The sequence below is a fragment of the Photobacterium sp. 270122K genome (assembly GCF_059941365.1).
Map to the genome: position 1 here is coordinate 313,444 of NZ_JBPOEN010000004.1, position 26,846 is coordinate 340,289.

Genomic DNA, 26,846 nt, shown 5'->3' on the forward strand with positions numbered 1-26,846 from the left:
CCCAGCGGGTCGGCTGGGCTTTGTATTGAAAAAATGAGGTGTTAGGCTAACACTGGTTTTTCTTCTTAGAAGAAGAACATCCGCTACTTTGCGAACAACCCGCGCATGCCCCACCCTTGCGCTTCATCGCGACCAATTTGTAAATCGCTAAAGCGAAAATAATCAGTATACATAGCGACACCAGTATGTTCGTCATATCCACTCCTTACTGTAGGCTTAAACCCAGCTTCTGCTGCTCTTTAAGTGAACCTTTTTTCAGCAGGCTAAATAGGAAACCAATCAACGCAAGACACACAACCAGACCGTAAACAAAACCGTCGCCCAGCGCGCCTGTGGTGGCAAATGTACCCACTTGGTAGATAGCAAACGCACACACGTACGCAATACCCAACTGCAAGCTAATACCGCCCAGCAACCATTTCTTATTTTCCAACTCTGCATTCATCGCACCGATAGCGGCGAAACACGGTGGTGTAAACAAGTTAAACACCAAGTAAGCCAGCGCCGCGACAGAAGATAAGCCCATCACCGTCGCCACATCTGCACTGCCTGAGACTAACGCAAGCTCTTCGGTATCAATGAAGTTCGTGATGCCGTAAACCACCGCCAACGTACCCACCACGTTTTCTTTCGCGATAAAGCCCGTGATTGCAGCGGCAGCCAACTGCCAGACACCAAAGCCCAATGGAATAAGTACGAAGGCGAACGGTGAAGCTAGACCCGCAAGGATACTGGTGCTCTCTGCGCCTTCCGCCACAATGTCAAACTGCCATGTGAATGTCTGCATAATTTGAATCACAGCATTACACAGCAAGATGATGGTACCCGCTTTGATGATGAACGCTTTACCACGTGACAACGTTGTGTTCAGCGCCAGTTTCACGCTCGGTACGCGGTATTCAGGCAGTTCAAGAATGAAGAATGAACGCGTGCTCTTTTCACCGGTAATTCGGACGATAAGCAATGCGCCCAGAATAATCAGGCCAATACCAGCAAAGTACATGCTGGTGCCTACCCATGCTGCATCTTGGAAAAAGACGCCGGCAAACAAAGCAATAACGGGCAGTTTTGCGCCACACGGCATGAACGGTGTCAGCATCGCCGTTGTACGGCGCTGGCGCTCATTCTGGATAGTACGTGTAGCCATGATGCCAGGGATCGCACAACCGGTACCAATAATCATGGGAATAATGGATTTGCCTGACAAGCCCACTTTTTTGAAGAAACGATCCATGATGATTGCAACACGCGCCATGTAACCACTGTCTTCCAGCAATGCTAATAGGAAGAACAACACCATGATAAGCGGTAAGAAACCAACAACGGCACCCACACCACCGATAATACCGTCCAGCAACAATGCACTCAGCAGTGGTGACACATCATCCCCCATTGCGCCTTGCACCGTAGCATAGAAGCTATCAATCCAGCCTACCAATGTATCCGCAAACAGTGGACCCACATGGGTTTGAGAAATAGAGAACACGCCCCACATGATCAGGGCAAAGATCGGTAAACCGAACCACTTATGTGCCAGCACAGTATCCACCTTGTCGTGGATAGTTTGTTCTGTACTGCTGACTTGACGCGTTTCAATTTTCGCCACCAGCTGCTTCACAAAAGCAAACCGCGCGGCATCAAATGCCTGCAATGATTCCGTATCTTTGATGTCATTGTATTGCTGAGTAAATGGCGCCGTTTGTGCTTGCCCTTTCACCTCAACCGCTTTCGCGACCACTTTAGACAACGCTTCATTACGTGAATCAGCAGCGACGGTTTCCACCACAGGGCAACCCAGTAGTTGGCTCAATTGTGCCGCATCAATACTCAATTTTTTGCTCTTGTTCAAGTCACACTTGTTCAGAGCAACAACGACAGGGATACCCAATTCTAAAAGTTGTGTGGTAAAAAAGAGGCTTCGATTTAGGCTTGTCCCATCCACGACGTTGACAATCACATCGGGATTTTCGCTTTTTACGTAGTCGCGGGTGATCGTCTCTTCCAACGTAAAAGGCGACATGGAATAAGCACCGGGCAAATCAACGACGGTGGCTTCACCATGTGGGCCACTCAGTTCTTTTTTCAACGGCGCTTCTTTTTTACTGATCGTTACACCCGCCCAGTTACCGACGCGTTCTTGCTTCCCGGTTAGGGCATTAAACAGGGTGGTTTTACCACTATTGGGGTTACCCGCTAATGAAATTTTCACTGCTTTCTCTCCATGTAAATGACGCCCTCACGCACTTGAGATAACTAGAGCAATTCACCGCCAAACCAAACTACGCACGCATGGTTTACGCACTGTGGCTGACTTACTGGCAACTTTCGCTCAAAGCGGTAAAAATCTCACATCGTACCGAGGGATAAAATTTGTGATCAAAATGAATTCGGTTTAATTAAGAAGCACGGTTTTGGCCAAATCAGAATCAATGCTATAGCGTGCATCTTTGATAGAAATGACATAAGTGTCTGACAAAACAGAAACCACCGTGATCGGCTCACCCACGTAACACCCTAATGTATTAAGGAAATGCGCCATTTCCATATCATCTTCGACAATGCTTTTAATCGTGTACTCTTTATTGATTTCAGCCCCAATCAGTGAGTTACGGTCACATTGCTGAGTTTTTGTTTTTCTAAAAAATCCAAACATTCGTACATATTCCTCAAGGTATCCAGACGCGCTACCGCACATAGCGGCTCTTATTTTGCATCATGAATAATAATCATTACTGTTCCAGCATCATCAAACGGTAAAACGGAAAGCTAACCCGAGGGCAAACGCACAGGCAAACAAACTGAATGCTCACCTTGCTCAGCATTCTCGTGGTGTACTGTCGATCATGCTCGTTAAAAACAATGATTAGCACTTTTAGTGAGCGGGAATGTGAGCGTCTTCCCTCCATCCACTTAACGCATAGTCCACAGAATCTTAACGGACGCACAAAATGATAATCATTGTCATTAAGTTTTAATTTTCGCTGAATATGGCATTGCAAAAGTTGCGCAAAATCAATTTACAGCGGAAAACCAAGGAGAAATGACCATACTGCGTTGAAGTTCATGTTTTACACCATCAAACAGTTAAACACCGGCATATAAATATATTTGTTTATATCGGAACGATATATTGAAAAGAGATTTAATGGCTTGAATGAGTGGTTATTTCGAGGAAATAGCAACAATTAAACATGCTATTTATATCTATGTTCGCTTTAAACGATGTGAACGTGCCAAAGTTCGACGTGTTAACTATGCGCGTACATAATCTACACTCATTCTGGGTATGCTTTTCCGCCAATATATCTAAACACCGCGATGAGCAACACAGAAACACCAGACGTAAAAAAGCCGCTGTAAAAACAGCGGCTCTTTTGAGTATGGCGGAGCCAGAACAAGGTATAGGGGGATTTAAAATCCCGACCAGTAATCGAATAAGTTCCAGAACGAAAAAGCCCCCGTCTTTCGACGAGGGCTTAGAATGTGGTGGAGCCAGAACGAGGCATGGGGGGATTTGAAATCCCGCTGGCGCAGAAACACCAGATGTAAAAAAGCCGCTGTAAAACAGCGGCTTCTTTGAATGTGGCGGAGAGATAGGGATTTGAACCCTAGGTGGGCTATAAACCCACGCCGGTTTTCAAGACCGGTGCTTTAAACCACTCAGCCATCTCTCCTAATTTTTATATCTCTTTAAAAGAGATATGGCGGTGAGTGAGAGATTCGAACTCTCGATACGTTGCCGTATACACACTTTCCAGGCGTGCTCCTTCAGCCACTCGGACAACTCACCACATTGTTCTGCCAAGGCTATCGCCTCAACAGGGTCGCTACTATAAGGGCACTTCGCATACAGGTCAATAAAAAATCTTGAAAATCAAACCCAAACGATCACTTTTTCACCACCTTGCGATTATCCCCCACGACTACTGACACTGTTTATATCCCCCTGCTACAATAGCCACCATGATGGGTTTACCCGCAAGCTCCGGCGACGCTGGCGTCACCCTTTTCTTATACAGCCTGATAAATTCCTTAAGTGAGAGAGTCTTATGTCTTCACCCTTACGTGAGCTGCTAGCAAATCCACAACTGGCGGAGCAATTGCTCTCTGAAGCGCAAACCCGCGGCTTTGTCACCGCAATGGCGGCGGCGCCACACTTGCTTGATCCGGCAGAATGGTTAGCCTTTCTATGGGGCGGCGAAGAAACCTCACCCTTTGCTAGCCAAGAAGAACTTGAAACCTATGCCAATGCTATCGTCAATATGTGGAACGAAAGCCGTGAAGCCCTACTGACAGGCACCTGGCAATGGCCAGAAGACTGTGCATTGGATGACAAAGAATTGGTGACCGAGCAAACCCGTGAATTTTCTGAAGGTCTACTGCAAGGCTGGCAGCTATCGCGCGATGACTGGGAAACCGTGATGCCAGAAGAAAGCGAAAACAATGCCCTGCTAGGTGGTGTGCTGCTTTGCTTCAGCCTGCTGTTCGATCCAGAAAACGCCATTGATGCGTTAGCACAAGAAGGCGCTGATGGCTTGGCGCAGTTTGAAGAAATTTTCACGTCTGTACCGACCATGCTGTGTGGCCTGAGCATGCGTGCTTATGAGTTGGTAAATGCCGACTAACTGACGGTACGTTGCATACCGTGACGTGACCGCAGCAAGATCAGGAAACAATAAAAAAGCGACGGGAGATACTACCTCTCCGTCGCTTTTTTGTTTCCGGGGTTTCTATCAGGCGTTGCCTTTCACTTGCAGCTGTAACTGCGCCGCGAAATCCAGCATACGGTTCAGTGGGATCAGCGATTTTTCACGCAAACTGTCATCCACAAACACTTCATGCTGGTCACCGCCTTCTGCTAACGCGGTTTCAATGGCCAGTAAACCGTTCATCGCCATCCACGGGCAATGCGCACAGCTTCGGCATGTCGCGCCGGCACCCGCCGTTGGGGCTTCCACCAATTCTTTCTCGGGCACCATCTGCTGCATTTTAAAGAAAATGCCTTTATCGGTCGCGACAATCAGTTTTTGCTGCGGCAGGGTCTTCGCGGCTTTGATCAACTGGCTGGTTGAACCCACCGCATCTGCCAACGCCACGACACTGGCCGGTGACTCAGGGTGCACCAAAATGGCGGCATCTGGGTACAAATGCTTCATGTCTCGCAGCGCTTTGGCTGAAAACTCATCATGCACGACACACTCGCCTTGCCACAGTAGCATGTCAGCGCCTGTGTGCTTTTGAATGTACGAGCCTAAATGGCGATCAGGGCCCCAGATGATTTTTTTGTCTTCACTATCAAGATGCTCAACGATCTCAAGGGCAATACTGGACGTCACTACCCAATCGGCACGGGCTTTCACCGCCGCCGAGGTGTTGGCATACACCACGACCGTATGATCAGGGTGGGCATCGCAAAATTCGGTAAATTTATCCGCAGGACAACCAAGATCTAACGAACACTCGGCTTCCAGCGTCGGCATCAATACGTGCTTGTCGGGTGTAAGGATTTTGGCGGATTCCCCCATGAAGCGCACCCCGCAGATCACTAACGTCTCAGCAGGGTGTTGGTTACCAAATTTGGCCATTTCAAGGGAGTCACCGACAAAGCCGCCCGTTTCTTCGGCTAAGGCTTGGATCTCGGGATCGGTATAGTAGTGGGCGATCAGCACGGCATTTTTATCCTTTAATAATGCTTTGATGTTCGCTTTGTGGGCGTGCTGCTGATCCACCGTTAACGGTGCTGGCTTTGGAGGAAATGGATACACCATTTCTGAAGGGTCAAATGTTAGACTCATCGCTCGCTTGCTCTATTGCTGTCCTTGTATTGGCGCATTATACACCGCCTACCGGTAAATTTCATGACGCAATAGCCGCCGATCTTATGCCCGACGTTCTCGCACGTTACGAGCACGTTTTTACCCCTAATCACTCTTTTCCCGCCTGTTCACCCACAAATACCTATTCCGTATTATTTATTTACACATAAGTACACTCTTGAGTTTACTTATAAAATAGCCTGTGTATGATGACGCAAATTATTCATCTGAAACCATCTTTGTTGCTCATATCCCCCATGAAACGCTATTTATTATTGCTACTCGCTGCCCTATCATCGAGCGCCAACGCGACCTCGTTTACTCTGCCGATTTGGAAAGAAAAAGCCGAAGCACTGGGGTATGAATTGCCCAAGCCGATCGGTTTTAGCATCGGCTACATGAGCATGGAACAAGGGATCAATGTGGATTCGATCCAGCTGAAAGGCGCGCCAGTACTCGACTTTTTGAAAATAGGAATGGAAGCCGATAAAGGGATGCAAAAAACGGATGTCCTGTCGTTTCGTGCTGACATGTGGTTATTTCCGTTTCTAAATATCTATGCGATGGTAGGAAAACTGGATGGTTATTCCCAAGTGGCTGTCACACCAACAAGAAAAGACAAACCCTTGCCGGTGTCCTTCCCATTCAAACTAGACCTCGAAGGCTACACCAAAGGCGTAGGGATTGTACTAGCAGGCGGCCATGAGCAATGGTTTGGCTTGGTCGATGCCAGCTTCTCGCAAAGTACCTTAACCGTAATTGACGGTGAAATTAACGCATGGGTGATCTCCCCACGTGTCGGTTATGACTTTGCCACGCACGGTATGCCGTTGCGCGTCTGGGCCGGTGCCATGTACCAAGACGTAGAACAGTCACTTTCTGGCAAAATGTCTGACGTTGCTAAGTTGGATAAATTCGATTTTCTGATCCCTAAAGACGCCACGTTCCATGTAGAGCAACACCTGACCACGCCGTGGAACCCTTTGCTGGGGATGCAATATCAGGTCAGCCGAGATTGGAATCTTCTGGGTGAAGTCGGCCTTGGCGATCGCCAGAGCCTGTTTGTGTCGCTGGAACGTCGATTCTAAGGAGTACGAATTCGTATGATGCGTTCATTGTCCTTGCTGTTATCCGGTTGTGTACTGGCCTCGACTCAGGCCTTCGCCGCCTCATCCGACGCTATCACATCTGAAGCTTTCGCATCTGAAAAGGCGGGATCAGCAACAGCGGCAGAAACCGAAGTAGAAGCCCCAAAAGGTTGGGTTGACCAACTGCTGGTCTCACTGGGTTCAAGCGATACGGTCGATACCAGTAAGTTAATCGACTGGGGTGTGCTGCCCGGCCCATTTGTGAACCCTGAACAAGGGCTAGGGATTGGTGTCGCGGCGGTAGGTTTATACACCCCATACGATTGGACGCAAGGCGACCACTTCTCAACGTTAACCTTAACGTCGTATGCGTCAACATCCGGCTCGTTCGGCTTGGGAGTCGAAAACCGTACCTACCTCGCTGATGATACGATCCGTTTACTGGTGGATGGTGGGATCAGCCACACCCCTGGCTATTACTGGGGGATCGGTCGTGAGGCTGCCGACAATGAGGCCAATAAAACCCAGTATGAAGCCCAAATTATTCGCTTAGCGCCCAAAGTGGCGGTGCAAGTGTTTGACAGTACCTACATCAGTGCCGGTTGGAGCTACCAATCCGTGTCTAAATTGGATCCCGAGGCAGGTGTTTTTGCGCCACAAGATTTGCCGGACAGCCAATTAAGCGGCCTGATCACCGCACTGGAATACGACAGCCGAGATTTCGAGCCAAACCCGCAGTCTGGTAGCCTACTGAGCGTAGAGTGGATCACGTACCGCCCGCATTTGGGCAGTGATTTCGATTTTGACCGCTGGACGGTAAACGCCCGCCATTACTGGCGTGTCAGCCCACAAACGATTCTTGCCGTCGAAGGCTATGGCCAAGCGATGGAAGGCGATGTGCCCTGGTATGGCTACAGTGAAATGGGCAGTGCGCAACGTATGCGTGGTTACTATGAAGGCCAATACCGCGATCGCACACAGTTGTCGACGCAATTAGAGGTCCGACATAGCTTTACCCATCGCCACGGCATGGTGGCATGGATTGGGGCGGGTAATGTCGCCCCCGCAGTGGATGCACTTTTTGACGAAACTTGGCTGCCGACCGTGGGTGTCGGCTACCGCTTTGCCTTTAAAGCCCGCATCAATGTTCGGGTGGATCTTGGCATCGGTAAAGACAGTACCGGTTTCTATTTTCACGTTAATGAAGCATTCTGATGATCCACATGTTCCGTTTATCCGTTATTTTTACGCTGATGTTCAGCGTGGTGACCCATGCGGCCAATGCCGAAATATTGGTGAACCCTTTTTCAAAAGACTACCCGACTACGAAAACGGCAGATCTCCGTGCACCGGTCGGTGTACGCCCCTGCTGTGCGTTTGGTAAAGATCTGAAAGCACAGGTTGGCACCATTCCGGTGCCGTTTGTGTCGGTCGGTAATATTCTCGCGGCCGACGAGGTTGGTCAGCATCGCTATAACGACGGTTCTAGCCCAGTTGCCGCCAATTTCCTTGGCTTAAACGGGGAAAAAAATGGCCTGCTGTTTACCACGCAAGGCGGCTTTATTGATACCGCCCATGTCCGTGACACCGCCGACTATACCTATTACCTGTTCCAACGCATGCAGCAACATGTGGGATCGGACTATGCCATGGATTTACCGGCTGAACTGCGCCTTCGCCGCATTCAATGGTTGGCAAACACGACGCCTTTAACTCAGGCTGAACGCCTACAGTTCAGTGCTGATGCGGCCGCGTTACTGGCATTTCGCTTGGCGCAATGGCATGAAATTGCCCAATGGTTTGGCATGGTGTCAGTCAGTGGCTTTAAAGAGTTAGCCTCCGCATTTTCATCGGAAGATCTGTACTCCAATATGCTCGGCGCCAAGCTGGCGAATGGGGTTTTGTTGGCGCAGCCTGATCTCACCGTGGCCGAGTTTGGGCGAGCGATGGATAACGCATTAGATAAGCAACTCACCGTATTAGGCGTGCAACCTGCCGCCGTGGCAGATGCAAAAATTACCGCGTTAGACGGAGTATGGTGGGACAGTAGCAAGCGTTTACCGGACAAGTGGACGGTACTCTTTCGTGACTACCATTTTGGTTTAACATTAACCCCACACTACCCTGGGGCGACCACTCCCCTTACCTTGTCGGCGCAGTCCGTCAACGGTGAAGCCATTGAAAATTGGGTACGTATCGAACTGCATGCAGCAAAAGAAGAAGCCGCCTTTGCCGACTTACCAAACGCGTTGCTGCAAGACGCCGTGTGGACGGTTGAACAGTTCCAACCGTTGGCAGACTTTGCCCAACAGCAAGACCGTCAAGCATTAGCCACCATGAAGGCGCAGCGCTAGGTTCTAGGTACGAAAATGCCGCTCATTGCTAACCAAAGCAATGCGCGGCATCGTAATCTTTTAAGAACCACTTATAACTGCTTGAGGTTCTTCTGTGCTTGCTGTGAACTGGTCGACTCCGGATAGGTAGATATCACCTCTTGGTACAATTTCTTCGCCTGCTCCACATTCTTACCACGCTCAGCAATGATCCCCAGTTTGAGCAATGCATCTGCTCGCTTATTGGAATCTTTCTCGCTCGCCACGGCTTGGAAATGCACCGTTGCATCCGCCAACTGGTTCTGCGTGAAATACAGCTGACCTAACCAATAATGCGCATTGGCTTTATACACCGACTCCGGATAGGTCGTAAGGAAGCCTTTAAAGGCAGTAATGGCACCGGCGTAATTCTTCTCTTTCAAGATCAGATTCACTGCGGTTTCATAGGCTTCATTTTCGTTGACGTTAGCCGCATAACTTTCCGTTGAGGTACTGCTTGTCTCAGGTGTCGTCGCGGGGGCTTTGGGCTGACGGCTCAGCGCATCCACTTCACGGTAGAGTTCACGCTGACGCTCTAGCATCTGGCTGAGGTCATAACTATTGCGTTCGACGATCCCACGTAGATCATCCATTTCGGTTGCGAGCTGGTCCAGTTGTCGCTGCATATCCAGCTGCACCTGGTTACGGGCCTCAATCATCCTTTCCAGACGTTCTAAGCTACCGCCCTGCGCACTGCTACTTCCATTAAGTTCAGTAACAGGAGCAGGTGCGGCGACCACTTGGGTCGCCGCACCAACCAGCAACGTTAATGCGAGCTTTCGCATTGTGTTACTGTTCATAATGTTTACCTATTAATTAGTAAACTAGAACCGAACGACGGTTCTTCGCGTAGTCAGCTTCGCTGTGACCAAGCACAAGTGGCTTTTCTTCACCGTAGCTAACAATAGAGATTTGGCTTGATGATACACCCAACGCCTGTAGGTATTTAGCAACGGCATTAGCACGACGCTCACCCAGTGCGATGTTGTACTCTGGCGTGCCACGTTCGTCAGCATGACCTTCAACGATCACGTTCACGTTCGCGTTGTCACGCAGGTAAGCCGCGTGTGCTGCTAGCATGTCTTGGTAATCAGGCTGAATTTCAGCAGTATCAAACGCAAAGTAAATGGTTTGCTCTTGACGTAGCTGCTGGTTACGTAGCTCTTGCTCAGACAGTGCTGGCGCTGCAGGCTCAACCGGCGTTACCACTGTGGTTTGCTCAGTGGTTGGCGTCGTGTTGGTTTCTGTCGCCGCTGAATTTTCAGTGCTATCGCTTGAACTACATGCCGCTAGGGTAAACATTGGCAGCGCAATTGCCAGCCCCTTCAAAACTTTGTTAAGTTGCATTTATTTTTCCTTTCTAATCGCTAATATGCAGCCACGTTACAGGAAAGGTCCCCAAGAAGGAGCCCTTACTCGACCGTTAGTTGCAGGTAATCGTGCTTTAAAGCGTCCATCAATCGACACTAATGACAGCTCGTTTGATTTATTATTCACTGAGCTGTAAATCACCATGCCACCGTTTGGTGCGATGCTCGGTGACTCATCCAGAAATGTTTTGGTTAAAACCTGAACGGCACCGGTTTTTAAATCTTGCTTGGCTATGTTGTAACCTTGCTCTGATTTATTCACCATCACCAAGAATCGTCCATCTGGCGTCAATTGACCACCGAGATTCTGACTGCCCTGCCACGTCAGGCGGTTAGTCGAACCGTCAGCTAAATTTACTCGATATATCTGTGGTTTACCACCTCTGTCTGAGGTAAAGATTAAAGAGTCACCGTTAGGATCCCAAAACGCTTCGGTATTATTGGAACGGCCACGAGTAATTTGTGTCAATTTCTTGGTTTGCAAATCTTTTACATAAATTTGCAAGCTGCCACTTTTCGATAACACCATCGCAAGCTTGGTGCCATCCGGTGAAAAGCGTGGACTACCATTGTGACGTGGGAATGACGACACCATTTCACGGGTACCTTTGTAGATATCCATGATGAAAATCTGCGCTTGCTTGTTTTCAAAGCTCACATACGCCAACTTGCTACCATCGGGTGACCAAGACGGTGACATCAACGGCTGTTGTGATTTCAACACCAAACGCTCGTTGTAACCATCGTAATCGGCCACGCGCAGTTGGTAAGGAAATTTGGCTTTGTCATCAATCACGACATACGCGATACGGGTCAGGAACGCACCACGCTCACCCGTCAGTTTTTCGTACACCACATCCGAGATACGGTGTGCATACTGACGCAGACGATCCGCTTTCACGGTCGCTTGGTTGTTAATCAACAAGTGATCTTTGGTCAGCACTAACTCACCGTTCGCCAAGCCTTTGCTTTGGCCACTGGTCAACTGACCGCGCACCACATCCACCAATTGATAGTGGATCACATAATGCCCTTCAGCGTTCAACGTCACGCTGCCTGTCACCAAGGCATCGACGCCCATAGACGTCCACGCGTTGTAATCCACTTCCGTTTCGTTAAACGGCGTTTGTGGCATTTTGCTGGTCGCTACCGGTGAGAATTTACCGCTGCGGCGCAAGTCAGACGCAATGACCGACGAAATATCGCTCGGCAGTTGCCCTGGCGCTTCCCATTTAAACGGCACAACACCGATAGGACGTGCGGAGTCCACGCCTTCGGTGATCACTAATTCTAATTCGGCATGTGCAAGCTGAGTGAAACTCATCAGCGCAATACACACCCCTATTAACCACTTTTTCATTCTGACTCCTTTATTATTGTGGGCTGACAATCAGTCGAATATCACGGAGCTTTTCCACGACAGCCGGATCTTCTGGCATCGGGAACTGGCTGACTTTCACGACCGCCGCTTTCGCGGCACGGCACAAGTTGCTGTCGCCCCCATCTTCAAACGCATCCAATAACAGCCCATTGGCTGATAAGCGCATGCGGATCTGACACTCTTTACCAATAAAGCTTTGCTCAACCAGCAAGTTCTGCTCAATCATACCTTTAAAAATAGCACCGTAACGGGCGGTTTCATCGGCAATGAACTGCCCTTTCGCGCCACCTCGTTGTTCCGTTTCCGCTTCCAACCCCGCAAACATATCGTTCAATGCGGCTTCTTGTTGGCGTTGCAGTTCACGGGCTTCTGCGGCTTTACGTTCTGCTTCTTTGCGAGCCGCTTCGGCTTTACGGGCTTCGGCTTCCGCTTGTTTCTTTGCTGCCACTTTCGCTAGACGTTCTTCTTCTGCACGCTTGGCGTCTTCTTGCGCTTTACGCTTGGCCGCTTCGGCTTGGCGTTTGGCTTCTTCCGCTTTGCGCTGCTCGGCGACTTGCTTTTGACGCTCGACTTCTGCTTTACGTGCCGCCTCTTGCTTCACTTTACGATCCGCTTCCGCCTTGGCGGCTTGTTCACGCGCAACACGCGCGGCTTCATCCGCCTTGCGTTTCTCTTCTGCCGCCACTTTACGTTCTTGCGCCACGCGCTGGCGTTCTTTCTCTGCCTCACGGGTGGCTTTTTCCGCTTTCAGCTTGTCGGCTTTCAGTTGGCGTAAACGGCGTTCTTCTTCCTGACGCTGTTTTTCTAACGATTCCGCTTGGCGCTCAAGACGGCGCAGGCGATCTTGTTCGGCTTGTTTGGCCGCTTCTCGCTGCTGACGAATACGCTGCGCTTGCTGATTCACGAGGGCAGGATCCACCACCACCGCTTTGATCGTATTACCGGCCGTTGGTGATTTGTTCATGGAGAAATCCGTCCCCCACAACAACGCCGCTACCAGTAAACCATGCAACAGTAACGAAATGATGATCGCAGCGGTATAATTGTTGTTTTTCATCCTGCTCGCCACCTACTGCTCTAACGGTTCAGTCATTAAGCCTACTGAGCTCACACCGGCCTGATTCAGCGCATCCAATGTTTCAATGATATAGGCGTAAGGCGCACGCGAATCACCACCGACCATGACTGACGAGTTCGGATTCAGTTGCAGCTCGGCACGCACTCGGGTCAATAGTTCGTTCACACCCAGCCCGCGTACCATGTCTTGATTGTCGACACTCAAGCCGAGGTGACCATCTTGGCTGACTTCCACAATGATCGGTGCACGATCATTGTTTTCATTCAGCTCGGCTGCTGGCTTGGCATTGACCGTTGAAGGCAACTCAACGTCGACCCCTTGCGTCACAAACGGCGCTGTCACCATAAAGATGATGAGCAATACCAGCATGACGTCAATGTAAGGAACAACGTTAATTTCCGCCGTCATTTTGCGTTTTTTAGGTTGATAAGCCATCTGACTTACTCCTGTTCAGAAGCAAATGCCTGACGGTGCAAGATGCTTGAAAACTCTTCCATAAAGGTCGCGTAATTGTGCTCTAGCTTCGACACTTGGTTGGTCAGCTTGTTATAGAACATGACCGCAGGGATCGCGGCAAACAGACCCATCGCTGTCGCGACAAGGGCTTCTGCAATACCCGGTGCAACCATCGCCAGTGTCGCTTGCTTCACGGCACCCAGCGCAATAAAGGCGTGCATGATGCCCCATACCGTACCGAACAAACCGATATACGGCGTAATTGAACCCACTGTCGCCAAAAACGGCAGGCTGGTTTCCAGCTCTTCGACTTCACGAGACAGCGCCACACGCATGGCACGCCCTGACCCTTCCATCACCGCTGCCGGCGCCTTGCCATTGTTGCGGTGTAAACGGGCAAATTCTTTAAAGCCTGCATAGAAGATTTGCTCACTGCCTGTCAGGCTGTCTTTGCGTGCCTGCACTTCTTGGAACAACTGAGACAGATCTACACCTGACCAGAAGCGATCTTCAAAGCGGGTCGCTTTGGCTTTTGCCTGCGACAACACTTGGGAGCGTTTGATGATCATGGTCCACGAGGCCACTGACATCCCCAATAGGATCAGCATCACGATCTTAACGAGCAGGCTGGCCTGCAAAAACAGATCTAAAATGGAAAGTTCAGCGGTCACTTCGTTATCTCCGACATAATATTTTCTGGAATTTTAATGGGTTTTAGGGTGTCAGGGTGGACACAGGCTACCTGAATAACGGCTTTGCACAAGGTTTGCCCATGAGTGTTTACTAAAACCTGACAGAATTCGATAGAGGCGCGGCGCCAGCTTTGTGGCCAGGTTTTGACGATGAGTTGATCGTCCAATTTCGCGCCTTTTAGGTAGTCCGCTTCAATTCGGCGAACAACAAAGCTGACCTTATCTGCAAACAAGTCATTAAGACTGACACCGAGGCTGCGGAAGAGTTCCGTCCTCGAACGCTCAAAAAACTTAATGTAATTAGCATGATAAACCAAGCCCCCCACATCAGTATCTTCGTAATACACCGTGATCGGCCATTCAAAGGCGTTGTCTTCGGTCATGGTTTGTCCCATTTATCAATCAGTGGTCGGTATACCCGGATACCGACAGATTCTCAGGGGCTTACTATACCTAACTTGTCCACTAGATTGGAATCACACAATAAGTTCTGTTACACAAACATTCACTTTTTTGCCGCGTATCTCACTGTGCCTATGCCAAAACTTTGCTATGCGGGGTAAATTCAACCTGATCAATGAGATAACCTGCGTATAAAAAAAACCCCGAGCAGACTGCCCGGGGCTTTTTCAGTGTGTTGTCATCCTTTGGCTAATCACGTTACACGCGATAGCGGGATGTCACAGTAAGCGTAAACTCAAGATATAGACAAGGATCGGCAAGGCCACATACGGTGTCAGCAGTAACTGCGTAAACCATCGGCGAGGCACAAAGCCCACACCAAAGACCATTGACGCACAGGTTGCCCATATCATGGCTGGCGAGATAATCGGTCCGAATCCGCCAATCATCTGAGCAAAGTGTGTCGGATCCCATACCACCAGCCCGGTGGTTGCGAGTGACATTGCCAGCGCAACCCAACGGAGTAGACGGTAGTCTATCCACTGGTGAACACGCTCTACCCAGTGATTAAGCTTACTCAACGTTCTCTTTATCCATGTTCTCAGTAGCTTCTAGCCACAGCGCATTGATGATACCGAATGAGCAAGCCAGAAGCACACCCAGGATCCAAGCGAAATACCACATAGTTTGTCTCCTTAGTACAGTGAGTTCTTGTTGTCTTCGATATGTTGCGTATCAAGACGGCCAAACATCTTGTAGTAACACCAAGAGGTGTAAGCCAAGATGATAGGCACCATCACTGCTGCCACACCGGTCATGATGTTCAGCGTTAGCTCAGATGACGTTGCATCCCACATGGTCAAGCTGTGGTTCGGCACCAAGCTTGACGGCATGATGAATGGGAACAACGCAAAACCTGCCGTCAGAATCACACCCGCCATGGTCAAGCTTGATGTAATGAACGCCCATGCACCACGATCAGCACGTGAAGCCAATACGGTTAGCGCAGGCATAAATACCGCTAGCGCTGGTGCAATCCACAGTAGTGGGTACGCATCAAAGTTCGCGAACAACGCGCCCGTTTGACGAACCACTTCTTTCGTTAGTGGGTTAGACGGTGCATCTTTAATGATCTCAGACGTGATCAAGTAACCTTCGATGCTCTGAGCCCAGAAACCGGCAATCGCAAAACACACCGCTGTCGCAACTGATGTGATCATCGCAACACGACGTGAACGAACACGTAGTGCGTCTGTTGTTTTCATCTGCAAGTATGCCGCGCCCTGTGTCGTGATCATCAGGATGCTCACGATGCCACATAGCAACGCAAATGGGTTCAGCAGCGCAAAGAAAGAGCCCTTGTACGTCGGTACCAAGAACTCGTTCAGTTCAAACGGTACACCTTGTAGCAAGTTACCAAATGCCACACCGAAGATCACAGGCGGTACAAAGCTACCCACGAAGATCGCTTTATCCCATGCTTCACGCCATTGTGGGTTTTCAATTTTAGAACGGTAGTCAAAACCGATCGGACGTAACCATAGCGCAGCAAGCGTAATGATCATCGCAAAGTAAAAACCAGAAAACGCTGTTGCGTAAACCAATGGCCATGCTGCAAACAGGGCACCACCCGCGGTGATTAGCCACACTTGGTTACCGTCCCAGTGTGGGGCGATAGCATTAATCATGACGCGGCGTTCGTTGTCCGTTTTACCAATGATCTTGGTCAGGACACCAACGCCCATATCGAAACCATCTGTGACCGCAAAGCCGATGCATAGCACACCGATCAATGCCCACCAGATGAATCGCAATACTTCATATTCAAACATTGCTTAGCTCTCCCTGAATTATGCTTCAACCTGACGCGATACCACATTCTGTGGTGCATCGGTGGTTTCAAAGTGGTAGCGACCTGTCTTCAAGCTGCTTGGACCTAAACGTGCGAACTTAATCATCAGGTACATTTCAGCAATCAAGAATACCGTGTACAGCGCAATAATCGCGAGCAGTGAGGTAATGATGTCAGATGCTGCAAGGTTAGAGGCTGCCATTGATACCGGCAGTACTTCACCCACAGCCCATGGCTGACGACCGTACTCTGCCACAAACCAACCGGCTTCAATCGCGATCCACGGCAATGGAATACCGTACAGTGCCGCTTTTAGTACCCACGGTTTTTCTGTGATCTTGTGGCGGCAAGACTGAATGAAGGCCGCACCAATGATACCCAGCATCAAGAAGCCAACACCGACCATGATACGGAAGCTCCAGAACAACGGCCATACCGTTGGGATAGAGTCGTCAGTGGCTTTAGCGATATCAGCATCAGTCGCATCAACCACGTTCTCAGCATACGGTTTCACCAAGAAGCCGTAACCCAGATCTTTCTTCACTTCGTCAAACGCAGCGATGTTTTCCGGTGTTTTATCACCTGCACGCAGTTTTTCTAGCAAGCCGTAAGCAATCATACCGTTACGGATACGCGCTTCGTGCTCCACTTTCAGATCACGCAGACCGGTTACTTCCGTGTCTAGCGAACGCGTCGCAATGATACCCATCACATAAGGGATCTTAATCGCGTAATCCGTTTCCATGGTTTCCTGATTTGGCAAACCAAACAGCGTAAATGCCGCTGGTGCCTCTTCGGTGTGCCATTCTGCTTCAATTGCCGCTAGTTTGGTTTTTTGTACGTCACCTAGTTCATAACCTGATTCATCACCTAGGATGATCACAGAAATGATAGATGCCATACCGAAGGCTGCTGCAATCGCAAAAGAGCGACGTGCAAACGGCACATCACGGCCTTTCAATAGGTAGTAAGAACTGATACCCAGAACGAACATCGCACCGGTTACGTAACCTGACGCCACAGTGTGAACAAACTTCACCTGTGCAACCGGGTTAAGCACCACTTCCGCGAAGCTCACCATTTCCATACGCATGGTTTCGAAATTGAACTCAGCACCGACTGGGTTTTGCATCCAGCCATTTGCTACCAAGATCCACAGCGCCGAAAAGTTGGAACCCAAAGCCACCAGCCAAGTAACCGTCAAGTGCTGACGCTTAGACAAGCGATCCCAGCCAAAGAACATCAGGCCGACAAGGGTGGATTCAAGGAAAAAGGCAATCAAGGCTTCAATAGCCAATGGCGCGCCGAAAATGTCTCCCACGTAGTGAGAGTAATATGCCCAGTTTGTACCAAACTGGAACTCCATCGTTAGGCCTGTAGATACACCTAGCGCAAAGTTAATGGCGAAAAGCTTACCCCAGAACTTGGTCATGTCCTTGTAGATTTGCTTTCCAGTCATTACATAAACAGACTCCATGATGGCAAGCAGAAACGCCATACCTAGAGTCAGTGGGACGAACAAAAAGTGATACATCGCAGTTAATGCGAACTGTAACCGCGATAGTTCGACGATATCAGTAAACATTGAGAACTCCTTTTTTCGCCAGGCTGACTGGCGACAGCACACCGCAGTGTACTAATGGTTGGGCTTAGCAATATGTAACCAAACATTACCGCAAACTTGTCACCTTCCTGGTTACCATTACTAAAGCCAATTAATGGTATCCTTGATATGTTGCGAGACTGTACCAAATTAGTTAATTTGTTGTTAAGCTACAGCTAATAAAGTCATTGCTAATATTACTGACAATCGCCTAGAGTCACAATGGATTTATCGCACAATTTGCTTTGATAAATATCAAAAAACACTGCTCAATATTTATACCTAACGCTTTTGATTGATGTAGATCAAACAAAACCCGCCTCTTGCCCTGCTTGGCGTAGGCTACAGAAACCTGACCTTTAACACATCCTGAATCCGGCCTTTCACACCACTTCACATTCTGTTTTAAATGCTCATATCAACCGAACATTATTCGTTAGAAAAATGAGCCCTCAGATGTTTGACAAGTGCCATTTCGTGCCTTTTATCATACATAAACACCTTGATATACAGGCTGGCGGGCGTCATCCACCTAAAAATCACATTATAAAAACTAATCCGAAAAAAGAATTTATCTCGCTTTTCTGCGGGCGATAAATTCCTATAATCAGCGCCAGAAACAGATTAAGCCGCCCAGACGAGAAAAGTCATAATTTTGGCGGGTTGTAGGCTGTTTCCCCTGACCCGAATTGATCCTTGAGGAAGTAGTTATGACTCGTATTTTTGAAAAAATTATTGCACTTTACCAACCTAGCTTTGCAGAAATGTTTAAAAGCAATTGCTAAGAAGTGCTGAATAAGTCGACAAAAATGTCACTTAACACCAATGCGCACCGTCAAAAATGTCGCATTTACCGCTGAGATTGTCACCATCATGTAACGCACTGCGACATGTTCACGACACAACGCGGCTCTCCCCTTTCAAGTGGGAATAAAAAAACGAGGCATATGTGCCTCGTTTTTTTGTTTGTGCGCTTTGCGCGAAGCAAAGACCTCTCTCCGCTACGCGATACAGGTACGGTGGATTTTTACCACGACCTTTTTCAACATCCCTGCTTGCTCAACCATACACCCCGGCTTGTGCGGTTCTGTCGGGAAGAAAGCAGCAAACTGCAACGGGGCCAGTACGACCTCACAACGGTTTTCCATGGATGTCACTAAGTAGTAATCTCCCGCGGCATCGTACTCTGTCGCAGGCGGGTGGCCGCCAGGTAATGCAAATTCAATACGCTCACTGCCTGCAATCAATACTTGCAGATCAATGTACTCTTCATGCACTTCTGCCTGCTTAGTGTCTGCTGGCGCCGTTTCAAAACTCATGACATTGGCATACATACGATCACCGTCGATATCATGACGGCCTAAAGCCAATGCGGTTAAATCTTGCTGTTGTAAAAAAGTAATTGCCGTTTGAAACGCAGCGGGAAGTAGTCGGTAGCTTTCTGGTTGTTGCAAATCACCGTGGATCATCGTGTTATCTCTATATTTAAGTCAGGGGGATACCGCGTACTGCGCATTAAAATAAGCGCCGCTGTATCCCCCTTCATACTGATTATTGTTGTGACACCGTTAACGTTCGCTTATTGCTTACGCTTCACGCTGCATGATTAACGTTTTCAATTCATCGTCTGATTTATTGCTCGCAAAGAGCGGTGCCGTTAGGTAACCCACCAGTACCACTACCAAGGTGCCAATCACACCGTAGAAGAAGAAGTTCAGGTCAGTCATTGCACGCACGGCCAGTACTGCGATGATACTCATCACAACACCTGCTAACGCACTGTTCGCATTCGCACGTTTGACAAAGATACCCAGCATGAACAGACCGGTCATTGGGCCACCCATCAAGCCAATCAGGCTGTTAAAGGCATCCCACAACTCACTTTCGTTCGACATAATCAAGTACGTTGACGCCACAACACCCAACACACCAGCAATCACGGTGACGCTACGCGCCACTGACAAGGTTTTCTCTGATGACGTGTTTTTACCCAAGCGGTTATAAATGTCGCTGGTGAAACACGCTGAGATACTGTTCAAGCTACTTGAGATGCTCGATTGTGATGCCGCAAAAATCGCCGCGATGATCAGGCCGGCAATCCCTGCTGGCATCTGTGAAATCACGAAGAAAGGTAAGATACCGCCCGTGTTGAAGTTTTCAGGCAATAACTCTGGGTTCTGGCTGTAGTAAGCAAACAGTGCTGAACCAACCGCAAAGAAGAATACTGGAACAACTGCTACCAGTTTCGCGTTCGTTAGCAGGGTTTTCTTCGTTTCTTCAATAGAATCTGTCACGATGTAACGCTGTACCACGTCCTGACTTGCCGTGAACTGCTGCAGGCTCGCAAAGAAGAAACCAATCATCAGAACAGGGATGGTGCCTTCAGACCAACTCCATGCAAACTGCTCTGCAGGGAAGTATTTATCCGCTTCCGCTGACATAGTGAAGATTTCGACTACACCACCATCCACATTGAAACAAATCATCACGAAGATCATGATCGCCGCCACTGACAGCATGATGCCTTGAATAACGTCAGTCCAAATGACCCCTTCAATACCGCCCATGAAGGTATAAACGATACACAACACACCGATCAGGAACACAATTGTCAGTGGGCTCATGTCCACGAACGGCATCAACGCCAGCGCCGTCAAATACGTGATGATCGCAATACGACCAATGTGGAACAGCATGAATGAGATACTGGCAAACAGGCGCATTTTGATGTCAAAACGGGCTTCTAAGTACTCATACGCCGACGTTAGCTTCAACTTACGGAAGAACGGGATATAGAAGTAGAACACAAAAGGCAAAATCGCGATGGCGATGTATTGCCCAATCAAAAATGTCCAGTCAGAGGTATACGCTTTGGCTGGAATCGACATAAAAGTGATTGAACTGAGTGTGGTGGCAAAAACACTGATCCCTGCCGCCCAACCGGGAATACGACCACCGGCTTTGAAATAATCATCCGCCGATTTTTGACGTCGGGCGAAGTACACACCGACAAGCATGATTGCAACGAGATATACCAAAAGAACAATATAATTGAGGGTACCAAAGGCCTGCGTTTCCATGTGCTGTTCCTTGTAGTCAGTTTTTGTTAGACGTTATTTGGTTGTTATAGCAATACGTTATTGGCGGTATTCGCCCAACTCGCGGCGCCGATCAAGCCAGCATCGGCTCCGGTCTGCGCTTTCATCACCAGCGGTTGATATACCTTAGGTAAATCAGATAAAGCGTCATTCACAAGGTCGATAAAGCCCGGTGCCAAGCCCACACTGCCCCCCAGCGAAACCACTTCCACATCAAGGGAAATAGTGAGATCTGCCAGTAAGTTAGCAATGGCTTTGGCCGCGCGGTGAATGATCACCTCGGCATGCGGGTCGCCTTGTAGAAAATGTTCATAAACGGTTTGGCCCGTGCAATGTTCACCCCAATGGGCTTGTCCTGCCGTGCCAATAGCGGTACCGGACGCTATCGCTTCCACACACCCGATACGGCCACAACCACAACGCGGGCCATTCGGATCCGCTAGCATATGCCCAGCATGACCGGCAATGCCGTGTTGGCCGGTGTGCAAGGTATGATTGATCACCACCCCTGCCCCGACCCCGGTTGATACCGTCACAAATGCCATATTGGCCACGCGGTTCGGTAACGCTTGGTATTCCGCCCATGCCGCCGCTTGGGCGTCATTGATCACGGTGACCGGCAAACGGGTAATCTCGGCAATCACCGCTTGCAACGGGTACTGATCCAACCCTCCGAGGTTTTTCGGGTTCAGCGCCGTTAAGATCCCTTGATCGATGATCCCAGTTGAAGCGACTGCCACGGTATCGGCCTGCACGGCTAAACGCGGCAGAAAAGCAGCCAGTGCCGCCGTCATCTGCTCGGGGGAAGAGGATGACGGCGTACTGATCTGTTCACGTGCGCGGATCTGCCCGTTACACACCAATGCGGCAGCGATTTTGGTGCCGCCAATGTCGACAGCCAATACCGTACTCATGCCGCAACCTCGTTGTGACGTTTTGCATGTCCTTGTGCCACTTCCTCTTGGAACCAGCCACAAATGTGTTCAATGCGGGTAATGGCCGAACCGACCGTGACACAGAATGCGCCCGCTTCAATCGCTGCGCCGGCCAGTGCGGGCGTGTTGTAGCGACCCTCTGCCATCACGCGGCAACCGGCTTGCTCTAAACGTGTCACCAATGCCAAATCCGGCTCATGGGGGATCTCACCACCGGTGTAACCGGACATGGTAGAACCAATGATTTCTACACCGATTGACTGGCAATACAGGCCTTCTTCATAGGTGGCGCAGTCCGCCATCGCCATGCAGCCTGCGTCATGAATGGCTTTCACCAAGGTCGCAACATCCACAGGGCGCGTACGCGCTGTCGCGTCAATCGCAATAATGTCGGCACCCGCTGTTTTCAATGCATTCACATCATCAATAAACGGGGTAATGCGAATGGGGCTGTCCGCCAGATCACGCTTTACGATCCCGATGATCGGCACAGAAACTGTCGGACGAACCGCTTTCAGGTTTTCGATCCCTTCAATGCGCACACCAACTGCCCCACCGGCAACAGCCGCTTGCGCCATCGCAGCCACAATCAACGGAGCATCCATCGGCCCATCGTCTACAGGTTGGCAAGAAGCCACAAACCCCTGACTAAGCTGAGCAAGGCAATCTTTTTGTTCGTTCGTCATAATGAGTGTCACTCCAGAAAAAATGACCAAGTGAAGTTTGGCTCCAATCTATATGGCGTGAAGTTTCACTTCAAACTCAAAGACGCAAAACAGAGATCATGCCCTCATTTTTCTGCCAAACAATCTCATCAGAGTGATTCACATCACTGTTTACAGGCATCCTTCACACACGCTAACAGGAGTCAAACTCCATTTACGTGCGTTATTTTGGCAGTCAGGTGGTGTGTTCATTCCTGCGACTCGCCTTGGTACTTTATAAAATCAAAGTGGGGATTAGTGGGAGATGAAGTTTAACTCCAAGCATAAGGGAGAGGATTACTCAATACTCGGTTCTAGGCACTTAAATAAAAAAACGCCCGACAGAATCGCTTCTGTCGGGCGTTTTTATGGTAACTGTGCTATCTCAGCACGAAACCATGACTCAGGAATAATCCAACGCACTCATGGTCTTGATCTTATTCGCTTGCGTGCCGACCAAGTCTTGCTTCACTAACAGGGCGTAAATCAAATCCAACACAAACAGCTGGGAGATCTTGGTACCGATGGAGTCCCCCTGCAATTTCCCCTGACGGTTGCCGTTCACCAAGACATAGTCGGCATACTCCGCAATCGGTGAACGCGGATTGTGGGTGATCGCCGCCGTGCACGCCCCGGCTTCTTTCGCCAGCCTTAAGGCTTTGGTGGTTTCTTCTGACGTACCAGAATGACTGATGCCAATCGCCACATCACCCGGGTGTAGTAACGAGGCTTTCATGTACATGAAATGGTTATTGGACAACGCATCCACATTGAAACCAATACGCATCAATTTGTTTTTGGCGTCTTCGGCCGTCACTCCGGACGAGCCAACGCCAAAGAAGTACACCGAGCGACACGCTTGGATCTTACTGGCTATTTGTTCCAGCATGGCGAAATCCAGCAAGTTATAGGTTTCGGCCAACACATTGTTGATAGTGTTGTGTAGTTTCTGGCCAATCAATTCCGCCGTATCGTCAGGCGTGACATCCGTATCCAAAATCGATTTTTCATTTTGATTGGCGTTAGACAACTCGATGGCTAACTCCATTTTAAAATCTTGGAAACCTTTAAAACCCAACGTACGACAAAAGCGAATGATGGTCGCTTCACCGGCATTGACCGCTTGCGACAATTCTGCAATCGATAATTTCGTGACCTCAGCTGGATTGGCTAACACAAAATCGGCAATCCGTTTTGCTGATGGCGTTAAGCTTTCATGCAAACAGCCCATCATATCGAGCACTTTGCCTGCTTTTGCCAACACATTATTCGTCGCCATCGCCACTCCCCTTTCTCTCTTTTCTATCAGCCATAATTTTCACATTTTGTTCATCCATTGTGAAGGGAAACTCCATTTATTACATGACTTAATGTCTGATGATACCAGAACCACAGCCCATTTTACTGAATATCACTCACTTTCAACAATGTTGCCACCATCACAGATTTGCATTCTTGCTAGCGTTGTCACTCGATTCCCCGTTGCAGGATGAAATTTTACTCCATAGAATAAACCCAACTCCACAGGATGATAAATTTCTGAAGTTTGACTTCATTTTCTAATTTCACCAACATTGGGATGATGCACAATGGAAAAATTAACCGGTCTAATCGCAGCTCCTCACACGCCATTTGATGCAAATGGCGACGTTAACTTTGCAGCGATTGATCAGATTGCAGCCCACCTGATCAAAGACGGTGTGAAAGGCGTTTACATCTGTGGCACCACAGGTGAAGGTATCCACTGCTCTGTTGAAGAACGTAAAGCCATTGCTGAGCGTTGGGTAACGGCTTCTCAAGGCCAGTTGAAAATCACGGTTCACACCGGTGCATTGAGCATTGTCGATACCCTAGAACTGACGCGTCACGCTGACACATTGGACATCTTCGCGACATCGGCGATTGGTCCATGTTTCTTCAAGCCCGGCTCTGTTGATGCGTTAGTTGAGTACTGTGCAACGGTGGCAGCCGCTGCCCCATCAAAAGGTTTCTACTACTACCACTCAGGTATGTCTGGCGTGAACTTGGACATGGAACAATTCCTGATCCAAGCGGATTCTCGCATTCCTAACCTGTACGGCTTGAAGTTTAACAGCGGTGATTTGTACGAATACCAGCGCTGCCTACGTGCATGCGATGGCAAGTTTGATATTCCATTTGGTGTGGATGAGCACCTACCTGGTGCATTGGCCGTGGGCGCAATCGGTGCGGTAGGCAGTACCTACAACTACGCAGCACCACACTTCAACCAAATGATTGAAGACTTCCACAACGGCAACCACGACGCGGTAATCAAAGGTATGGATAACGTCATCGCACTCATCCGTGTACTGGTTGATTTCGGTGGTGTGGCAGCCGGTAAAGCCGCAATGGCACTGCACGACATTGATGCGGGTGACCCTCGCCTGCCACTAAAAGCCCTAACGGCAGAACAAAAAGAGATCGTTGCCACTCGCATGCGTGAAGCGGGTTTCTTGAAAGCGTAATTTGCGCTGATATTAAGGTTGTATCTAAAAAAACCACTAAAAAACGAGGCCTTGCGCCTAATGCATGTAAGTTAAGATAACTTACGTTTCTTCAGAGGCCGAGTCGCATAGCGACTCGGCCTTTTCTTTACTGCTCTCGGATAACTCCGCTCTTTTCTATCGGGCAAAACAAAGCTTTCCGCCATATCCAGTATGTAATTCATCACTTCTGGTATACGACCCGGTGCTACTGCGGGCAGGAGTTGAAGTTGGCTGAGTAAGAAGATTGATGCTTGTTTAAAACCTATTTGGTACGGCATTACTGATTTCAGTGAGTAGGCCATTTGGCACATCATGAACCGTAATAGGTTGTAAGCTAATAACATTCCCCATAGCTCTTGGGTCACTAACTCTGGAGTCTTGCTTCTCAGTGTTAGGTTGTTTTGCAGCATATATTGCTTCATTTCCCGATAACCCAACTCTATTTCCCAACGGTGACTGTATAGCTCAGCGATATCAGCCCCCGGATACCGCATCGGATCAGTCATTGAGGTCAACAGTTTTACCTCTTTTCCTTTAATTTTTTTTGTTATTAAACGAGCTTGCAGTGTCTCAGGTGCATCCGCCCATTTCTTTCTCGCTTGAGGGGAAAGTCTCAACTCCACAAGTTCCTGGCCTTTACCTAGCTTGCCTATCGTTGTGTATTGTGCACCTTTGCGTAACGGGATTAACCAATGCTTTTCTTCACCACTACTTTGCCAACGGTGAAGTAATCCTAAGGCATAAAAACCTCGGTCAAATACGGTAAGGCTGTGGGATGGAGATTGGTCAACAAGTTGAGCAGTCAGGTCAACTTCACTCACTGATACGGAGTCAAAAGCAGCACTATTGAGAAGGTGACTCGTGAGTTCCATATGGCAAACCATACGAACTTGGGGGTAATCCGAAATGGTCGTCTTGTTACCTGTTCGACCAAAATGCGCGTCATTACCAGCCGTGTCCGGTGTTCGCCACACTACGCCATCTACAGCATGTAATGTTAAGCCGTGCCAGTCTGGATGCGGTGTTTTCTCATGCCAAAGTTGTTGTGTCTTGTTAAATACGGCTTCAACCGGTTCATGACCCAGCCGTTTTCGAGCCTGAATGACAGCACTCGGTGCGACAAATGGCTTCTTACCCGGCAAGAGAATATCGAGTTGAGAAACAACTTTTTCCATAGAAAGATGCCGATACAACGACATCCCAACGACACTCCACACCATTAGCTCCATTGGTAGGCGTCGTTTTCGAATTGTGGCAACGCCGGTATCGTTTAAGCACTGTTCAATGATGTCTGGAGACAGGAGATCTGATAACCCTGATAGTTCTGTTGCTGAAAATGAGTGGACTTCATGAAGTGCTTGTCTGAGGAACATAAAAAAATCCGAGTGCAGTGAATACACTCGGATTTTGACATGCTGTAAGGATCGTTCAACTGATTATTTTTTCGTTAACTGATCAGCATTAGGCCTTGCGCCTCGTTTTTTAGTGACTT

At 49.0% G+C, this 26,846-nt stretch carries 25 protein-coding genes and 2 tRNA genes; 5 read left to right on the top strand and 22 right to left on the bottom strand.

Annotated features, from left to right (window positions below; all coding sequences use genetic code 11):
• Positions 1–205 precede the first annotated feature (205 nt).
• The 4 genes from feoB to ACSF8W_RS09835 all read right to left on the bottom strand — a co-directional run bounded on the left by feoB (position 206) and on the right by ACSF8W_RS09835 (position 3,790).
• Positions 206–2,209 (bottom strand): ferrous iron transport protein B, encoded by a 2,004-nt coding sequence (gene feoB / locus ACSF8W_RS09820; protein ID WP_500847141.1) that lies wholly within the window; start codon positions 2,207–2,209, stop codon positions 206–208.
• Between the two features lie 183 nt (positions 2,210–2,392).
• Complete coding sequence (locus tag ACSF8W_RS09825; protein WP_500847142.1) at positions 2,393–2,653, bottom strand: FeoA family protein; 261 nt, start codon at positions 2,651–2,653, stop codon at positions 2,393–2,395.
• 930 nt (positions 2,654–3,583) lie between these two features.
• Positions 3,584–3,674, bottom strand: a tRNA-Ser gene (locus ACSF8W_RS09830).
• 28 nt (positions 3,675–3,702) lie between these two features.
• Positions 3,703–3,790: transfer RNA gene (locus ACSF8W_RS09835), tRNA-Ser, on the bottom strand.
• Between the two features lie 259 nt (positions 3,791–4,049).
• On the opposite strand from ACSF8W_RS09835, the gene ACSF8W_RS09840 reads away from it, so the two are divergent.
• Entirely contained in the window at positions 4,050–4,625 is a 576-nt protein-coding gene (locus tag ACSF8W_RS09840) for a UPF0149 family protein (protein ID WP_500847143.1), read from the top strand.
• A gap of 108 nt (positions 4,626–4,733) precedes the next feature.
• Here ACSF8W_RS09840 and nadA read toward each other — a convergent pair whose 3' ends face one another.
• Positions 4,734–5,795 (bottom strand): quinolinate synthase NadA, encoded by a 1,062-nt coding sequence (nadA, locus tag ACSF8W_RS09845; RefSeq protein WP_500847145.1) that lies wholly within the window; start codon positions 5,793–5,795, stop codon positions 4,734–4,736.
• A gap of 278 nt (positions 5,796–6,073) precedes the next feature.
• Here nadA and ACSF8W_RS09850 point away from each other — a divergent pair, with 278 nt between their 5' ends.
• From ACSF8W_RS09850 to ACSF8W_RS09860, 3 genes are read left to right on the top strand one after another with little or no spacing between them, the layout of a single operon-like run.
• Positions 6,074–6,904 carry a TonB-dependent receptor gene (locus ACSF8W_RS09850; protein WP_500847147.1) on the top strand — a complete coding sequence of 277 codons (831 nt, stop codon included), beginning with the start codon at positions 6,074–6,076 and terminating at the stop codon, positions 6,902–6,904.
• Positions 6,905–6,958: 54 nt separating this feature from the next.
• Entirely contained in the window at positions 6,959–8,119 is a 1,161-nt protein-coding gene (locus ACSF8W_RS09855) for a BamA/TamA family outer membrane protein (protein WP_500847304.1), read from the top strand.
• Positions 8,119–9,258: a DUF4056 domain-containing protein gene (locus ACSF8W_RS09860; RefSeq protein ID WP_500847148.1), complete on the top strand. Its 1,140-nt coding sequence runs from the start codon at positions 8,119–8,121 to the stop codon at positions 9,256–9,258. The genes ACSF8W_RS09855 and ACSF8W_RS09860 overlap by 1 nt, the downstream gene beginning before the upstream one ends.
• A gap of 71 nt (positions 9,259–9,329) precedes the next feature.
• On the opposite strand, the gene ybgF is transcribed toward ACSF8W_RS09860, so the two are convergent.
• The 16 genes from ybgF to ACSF8W_RS09940 form a co-directional block, all read right to left on the bottom strand.
• Positions 9,330–10,076: a tol-pal system protein YbgF gene (ybgF, locus tag ACSF8W_RS09865; RefSeq protein ID WP_500847150.1), complete on the bottom strand. Its 747-nt coding sequence runs from the start codon at positions 10,074–10,076 to the stop codon at positions 9,330–9,332.
• 16 nt (positions 10,077–10,092) lie between these two features.
• Complete coding sequence (gene pal / locus ACSF8W_RS09870) at positions 10,093–10,623, bottom strand: peptidoglycan-associated lipoprotein Pal (RefSeq protein ID WP_500847151.1); 531 nt, start codon at positions 10,621–10,623, stop codon at positions 10,093–10,095.
• 36 nt (positions 10,624–10,659) lie between these two features.
• The gene (tolB, locus tag ACSF8W_RS09875) at positions 10,660–12,006 is read right to left on the bottom strand and encodes a Tol-Pal system beta propeller repeat protein TolB (protein ID WP_500847153.1); all 1,347 of its coding nucleotides are present in this window, start codon (positions 12,004–12,006) and stop codon (positions 10,660–10,662) included.
• Between the two features lie 13 nt (positions 12,007–12,019).
• Positions 12,020–13,084, bottom strand: coding sequence for a cell envelope integrity protein TolA (gene tolA, locus ACSF8W_RS09880; RefSeq protein WP_500847155.1), 1,065 nt, complete (start codon positions 13,082–13,084; stop codon positions 12,020–12,022).
• 12 nt (positions 13,085–13,096) lie between these two features.
• Positions 13,097–13,540: a protein TolR gene (gene tolR, locus ACSF8W_RS09885; RefSeq protein ID WP_428477280.1), complete on the bottom strand. Its 444-nt coding sequence runs from the start codon at positions 13,538–13,540 to the stop codon at positions 13,097–13,099.
• A gap of 5 nt (positions 13,541–13,545) precedes the next feature.
• Positions 13,546–14,232, bottom strand: coding sequence for a protein TolQ (gene tolQ, locus ACSF8W_RS09890; protein ID WP_428477281.1), 687 nt, complete (start codon positions 14,230–14,232; stop codon positions 13,546–13,548).
• The gene (ybgC, locus tag ACSF8W_RS09895; RefSeq protein ID WP_428477357.1) at positions 14,229–14,636 is read right to left on the bottom strand and encodes a tol-pal system-associated acyl-CoA thioesterase; all 408 of its coding nucleotides are present in this window, start codon (positions 14,634–14,636) and stop codon (positions 14,229–14,231) included. The genes tolQ and ybgC overlap by 4 nt, the downstream gene beginning before the upstream one ends.
• A 297-nt stretch (positions 14,637–14,933) precedes the next feature.
• Entirely contained in the window at positions 14,934–15,236 is a 303-nt protein-coding gene (locus ACSF8W_RS09900) for a cyd operon YbgE family protein (protein WP_428477282.1), read from the bottom strand.
• Positions 15,229–15,339, bottom strand: a complete 111-nt coding sequence (gene cydX / locus ACSF8W_RS09905) for a cytochrome bd-I oxidase subunit CydX (protein ID WP_428477283.1) — start codon at positions 15,337–15,339, stop codon at positions 15,229–15,231. Before cydX ends, ACSF8W_RS09900 begins: the two co-directional genes overlap by 8 nt.
• Positions 15,340–15,350: 11 nt before the next feature.
• Positions 15,351–16,487: a cytochrome d ubiquinol oxidase subunit II gene (gene cydB, locus ACSF8W_RS09910; RefSeq protein ID WP_428477284.1), complete on the bottom strand. Its 1,137-nt coding sequence runs from the start codon at positions 16,485–16,487 to the stop codon at positions 15,351–15,353.
• 18 nt (positions 16,488–16,505) lie between these two features.
• Positions 16,506–18,092 carry a cytochrome ubiquinol oxidase subunit I gene (gene cydA / locus ACSF8W_RS09915; protein WP_500847159.1) on the bottom strand — a complete coding sequence of 529 codons (1,587 nt, stop codon included), beginning with the start codon at positions 18,090–18,092 and terminating at the stop codon, positions 16,506–16,508.
• Between the two features lie 1,019 nt (positions 18,093–19,111).
• Entirely contained in the window at positions 19,112–19,579 is a 468-nt protein-coding gene (nanQ, locus tag ACSF8W_RS09920; protein ID WP_500847161.1) for an N-acetylneuraminate anomerase, read from the bottom strand.
• A gap of 117 nt (positions 19,580–19,696) precedes the next feature.
• Entirely contained in the window at positions 19,697–21,190 is a 1,494-nt protein-coding gene (locus tag ACSF8W_RS09925) for a sodium:solute symporter family protein (protein ID WP_500847163.1), read from the bottom strand.
• Between the two features lie 44 nt (positions 21,191–21,234).
• Positions 21,235–22,122: an N-acetylmannosamine kinase gene (locus tag ACSF8W_RS09930; RefSeq protein ID WP_500847165.1), complete on the bottom strand. Its 888-nt coding sequence runs from the start codon at positions 22,120–22,122 to the stop codon at positions 21,235–21,237.
• A complete protein-coding gene (locus ACSF8W_RS09935) occupies positions 22,119–22,829 on the bottom strand; it encodes an N-acetylmannosamine-6-phosphate 2-epimerase (protein WP_500847167.1) in 711 nt (236 codons plus the stop codon). Before ACSF8W_RS09935 ends, ACSF8W_RS09930 begins: the two co-directional genes overlap by 4 nt.
• A gap of 421 nt (positions 22,830–23,250) precedes the next feature.
• A complete protein-coding gene (locus ACSF8W_RS09940; RefSeq protein WP_500847169.1) occupies positions 23,251–24,126 on the bottom strand; it encodes a MurR/RpiR family transcriptional regulator in 876 nt (291 codons plus the stop codon).
• Between the two features lie 310 nt (positions 24,127–24,436).
• On the opposite strand from ACSF8W_RS09940, the gene ACSF8W_RS09945 reads away from it, so the two are divergent.
• Positions 24,437–25,333, top strand: a complete 897-nt coding sequence (locus ACSF8W_RS09945; protein ID WP_500847171.1) for a dihydrodipicolinate synthase family protein — start codon at positions 24,437–24,439, stop codon at positions 25,331–25,333.
• 71 nt (positions 25,334–25,404) lie between these two features.
• Here ACSF8W_RS09945 and ACSF8W_RS09950 read toward each other — a convergent pair whose 3' ends face one another.
• On the bottom strand, positions 25,405–26,727 hold the full coding sequence (locus tag ACSF8W_RS09950; protein ID WP_500847173.1) for an IS4 family transposase: 1,323 nt from the start codon (positions 26,725–26,727) through the stop codon (positions 25,405–25,407).
• Between the last annotated feature and the right edge of the window lie 119 nt (positions 26,728–26,846).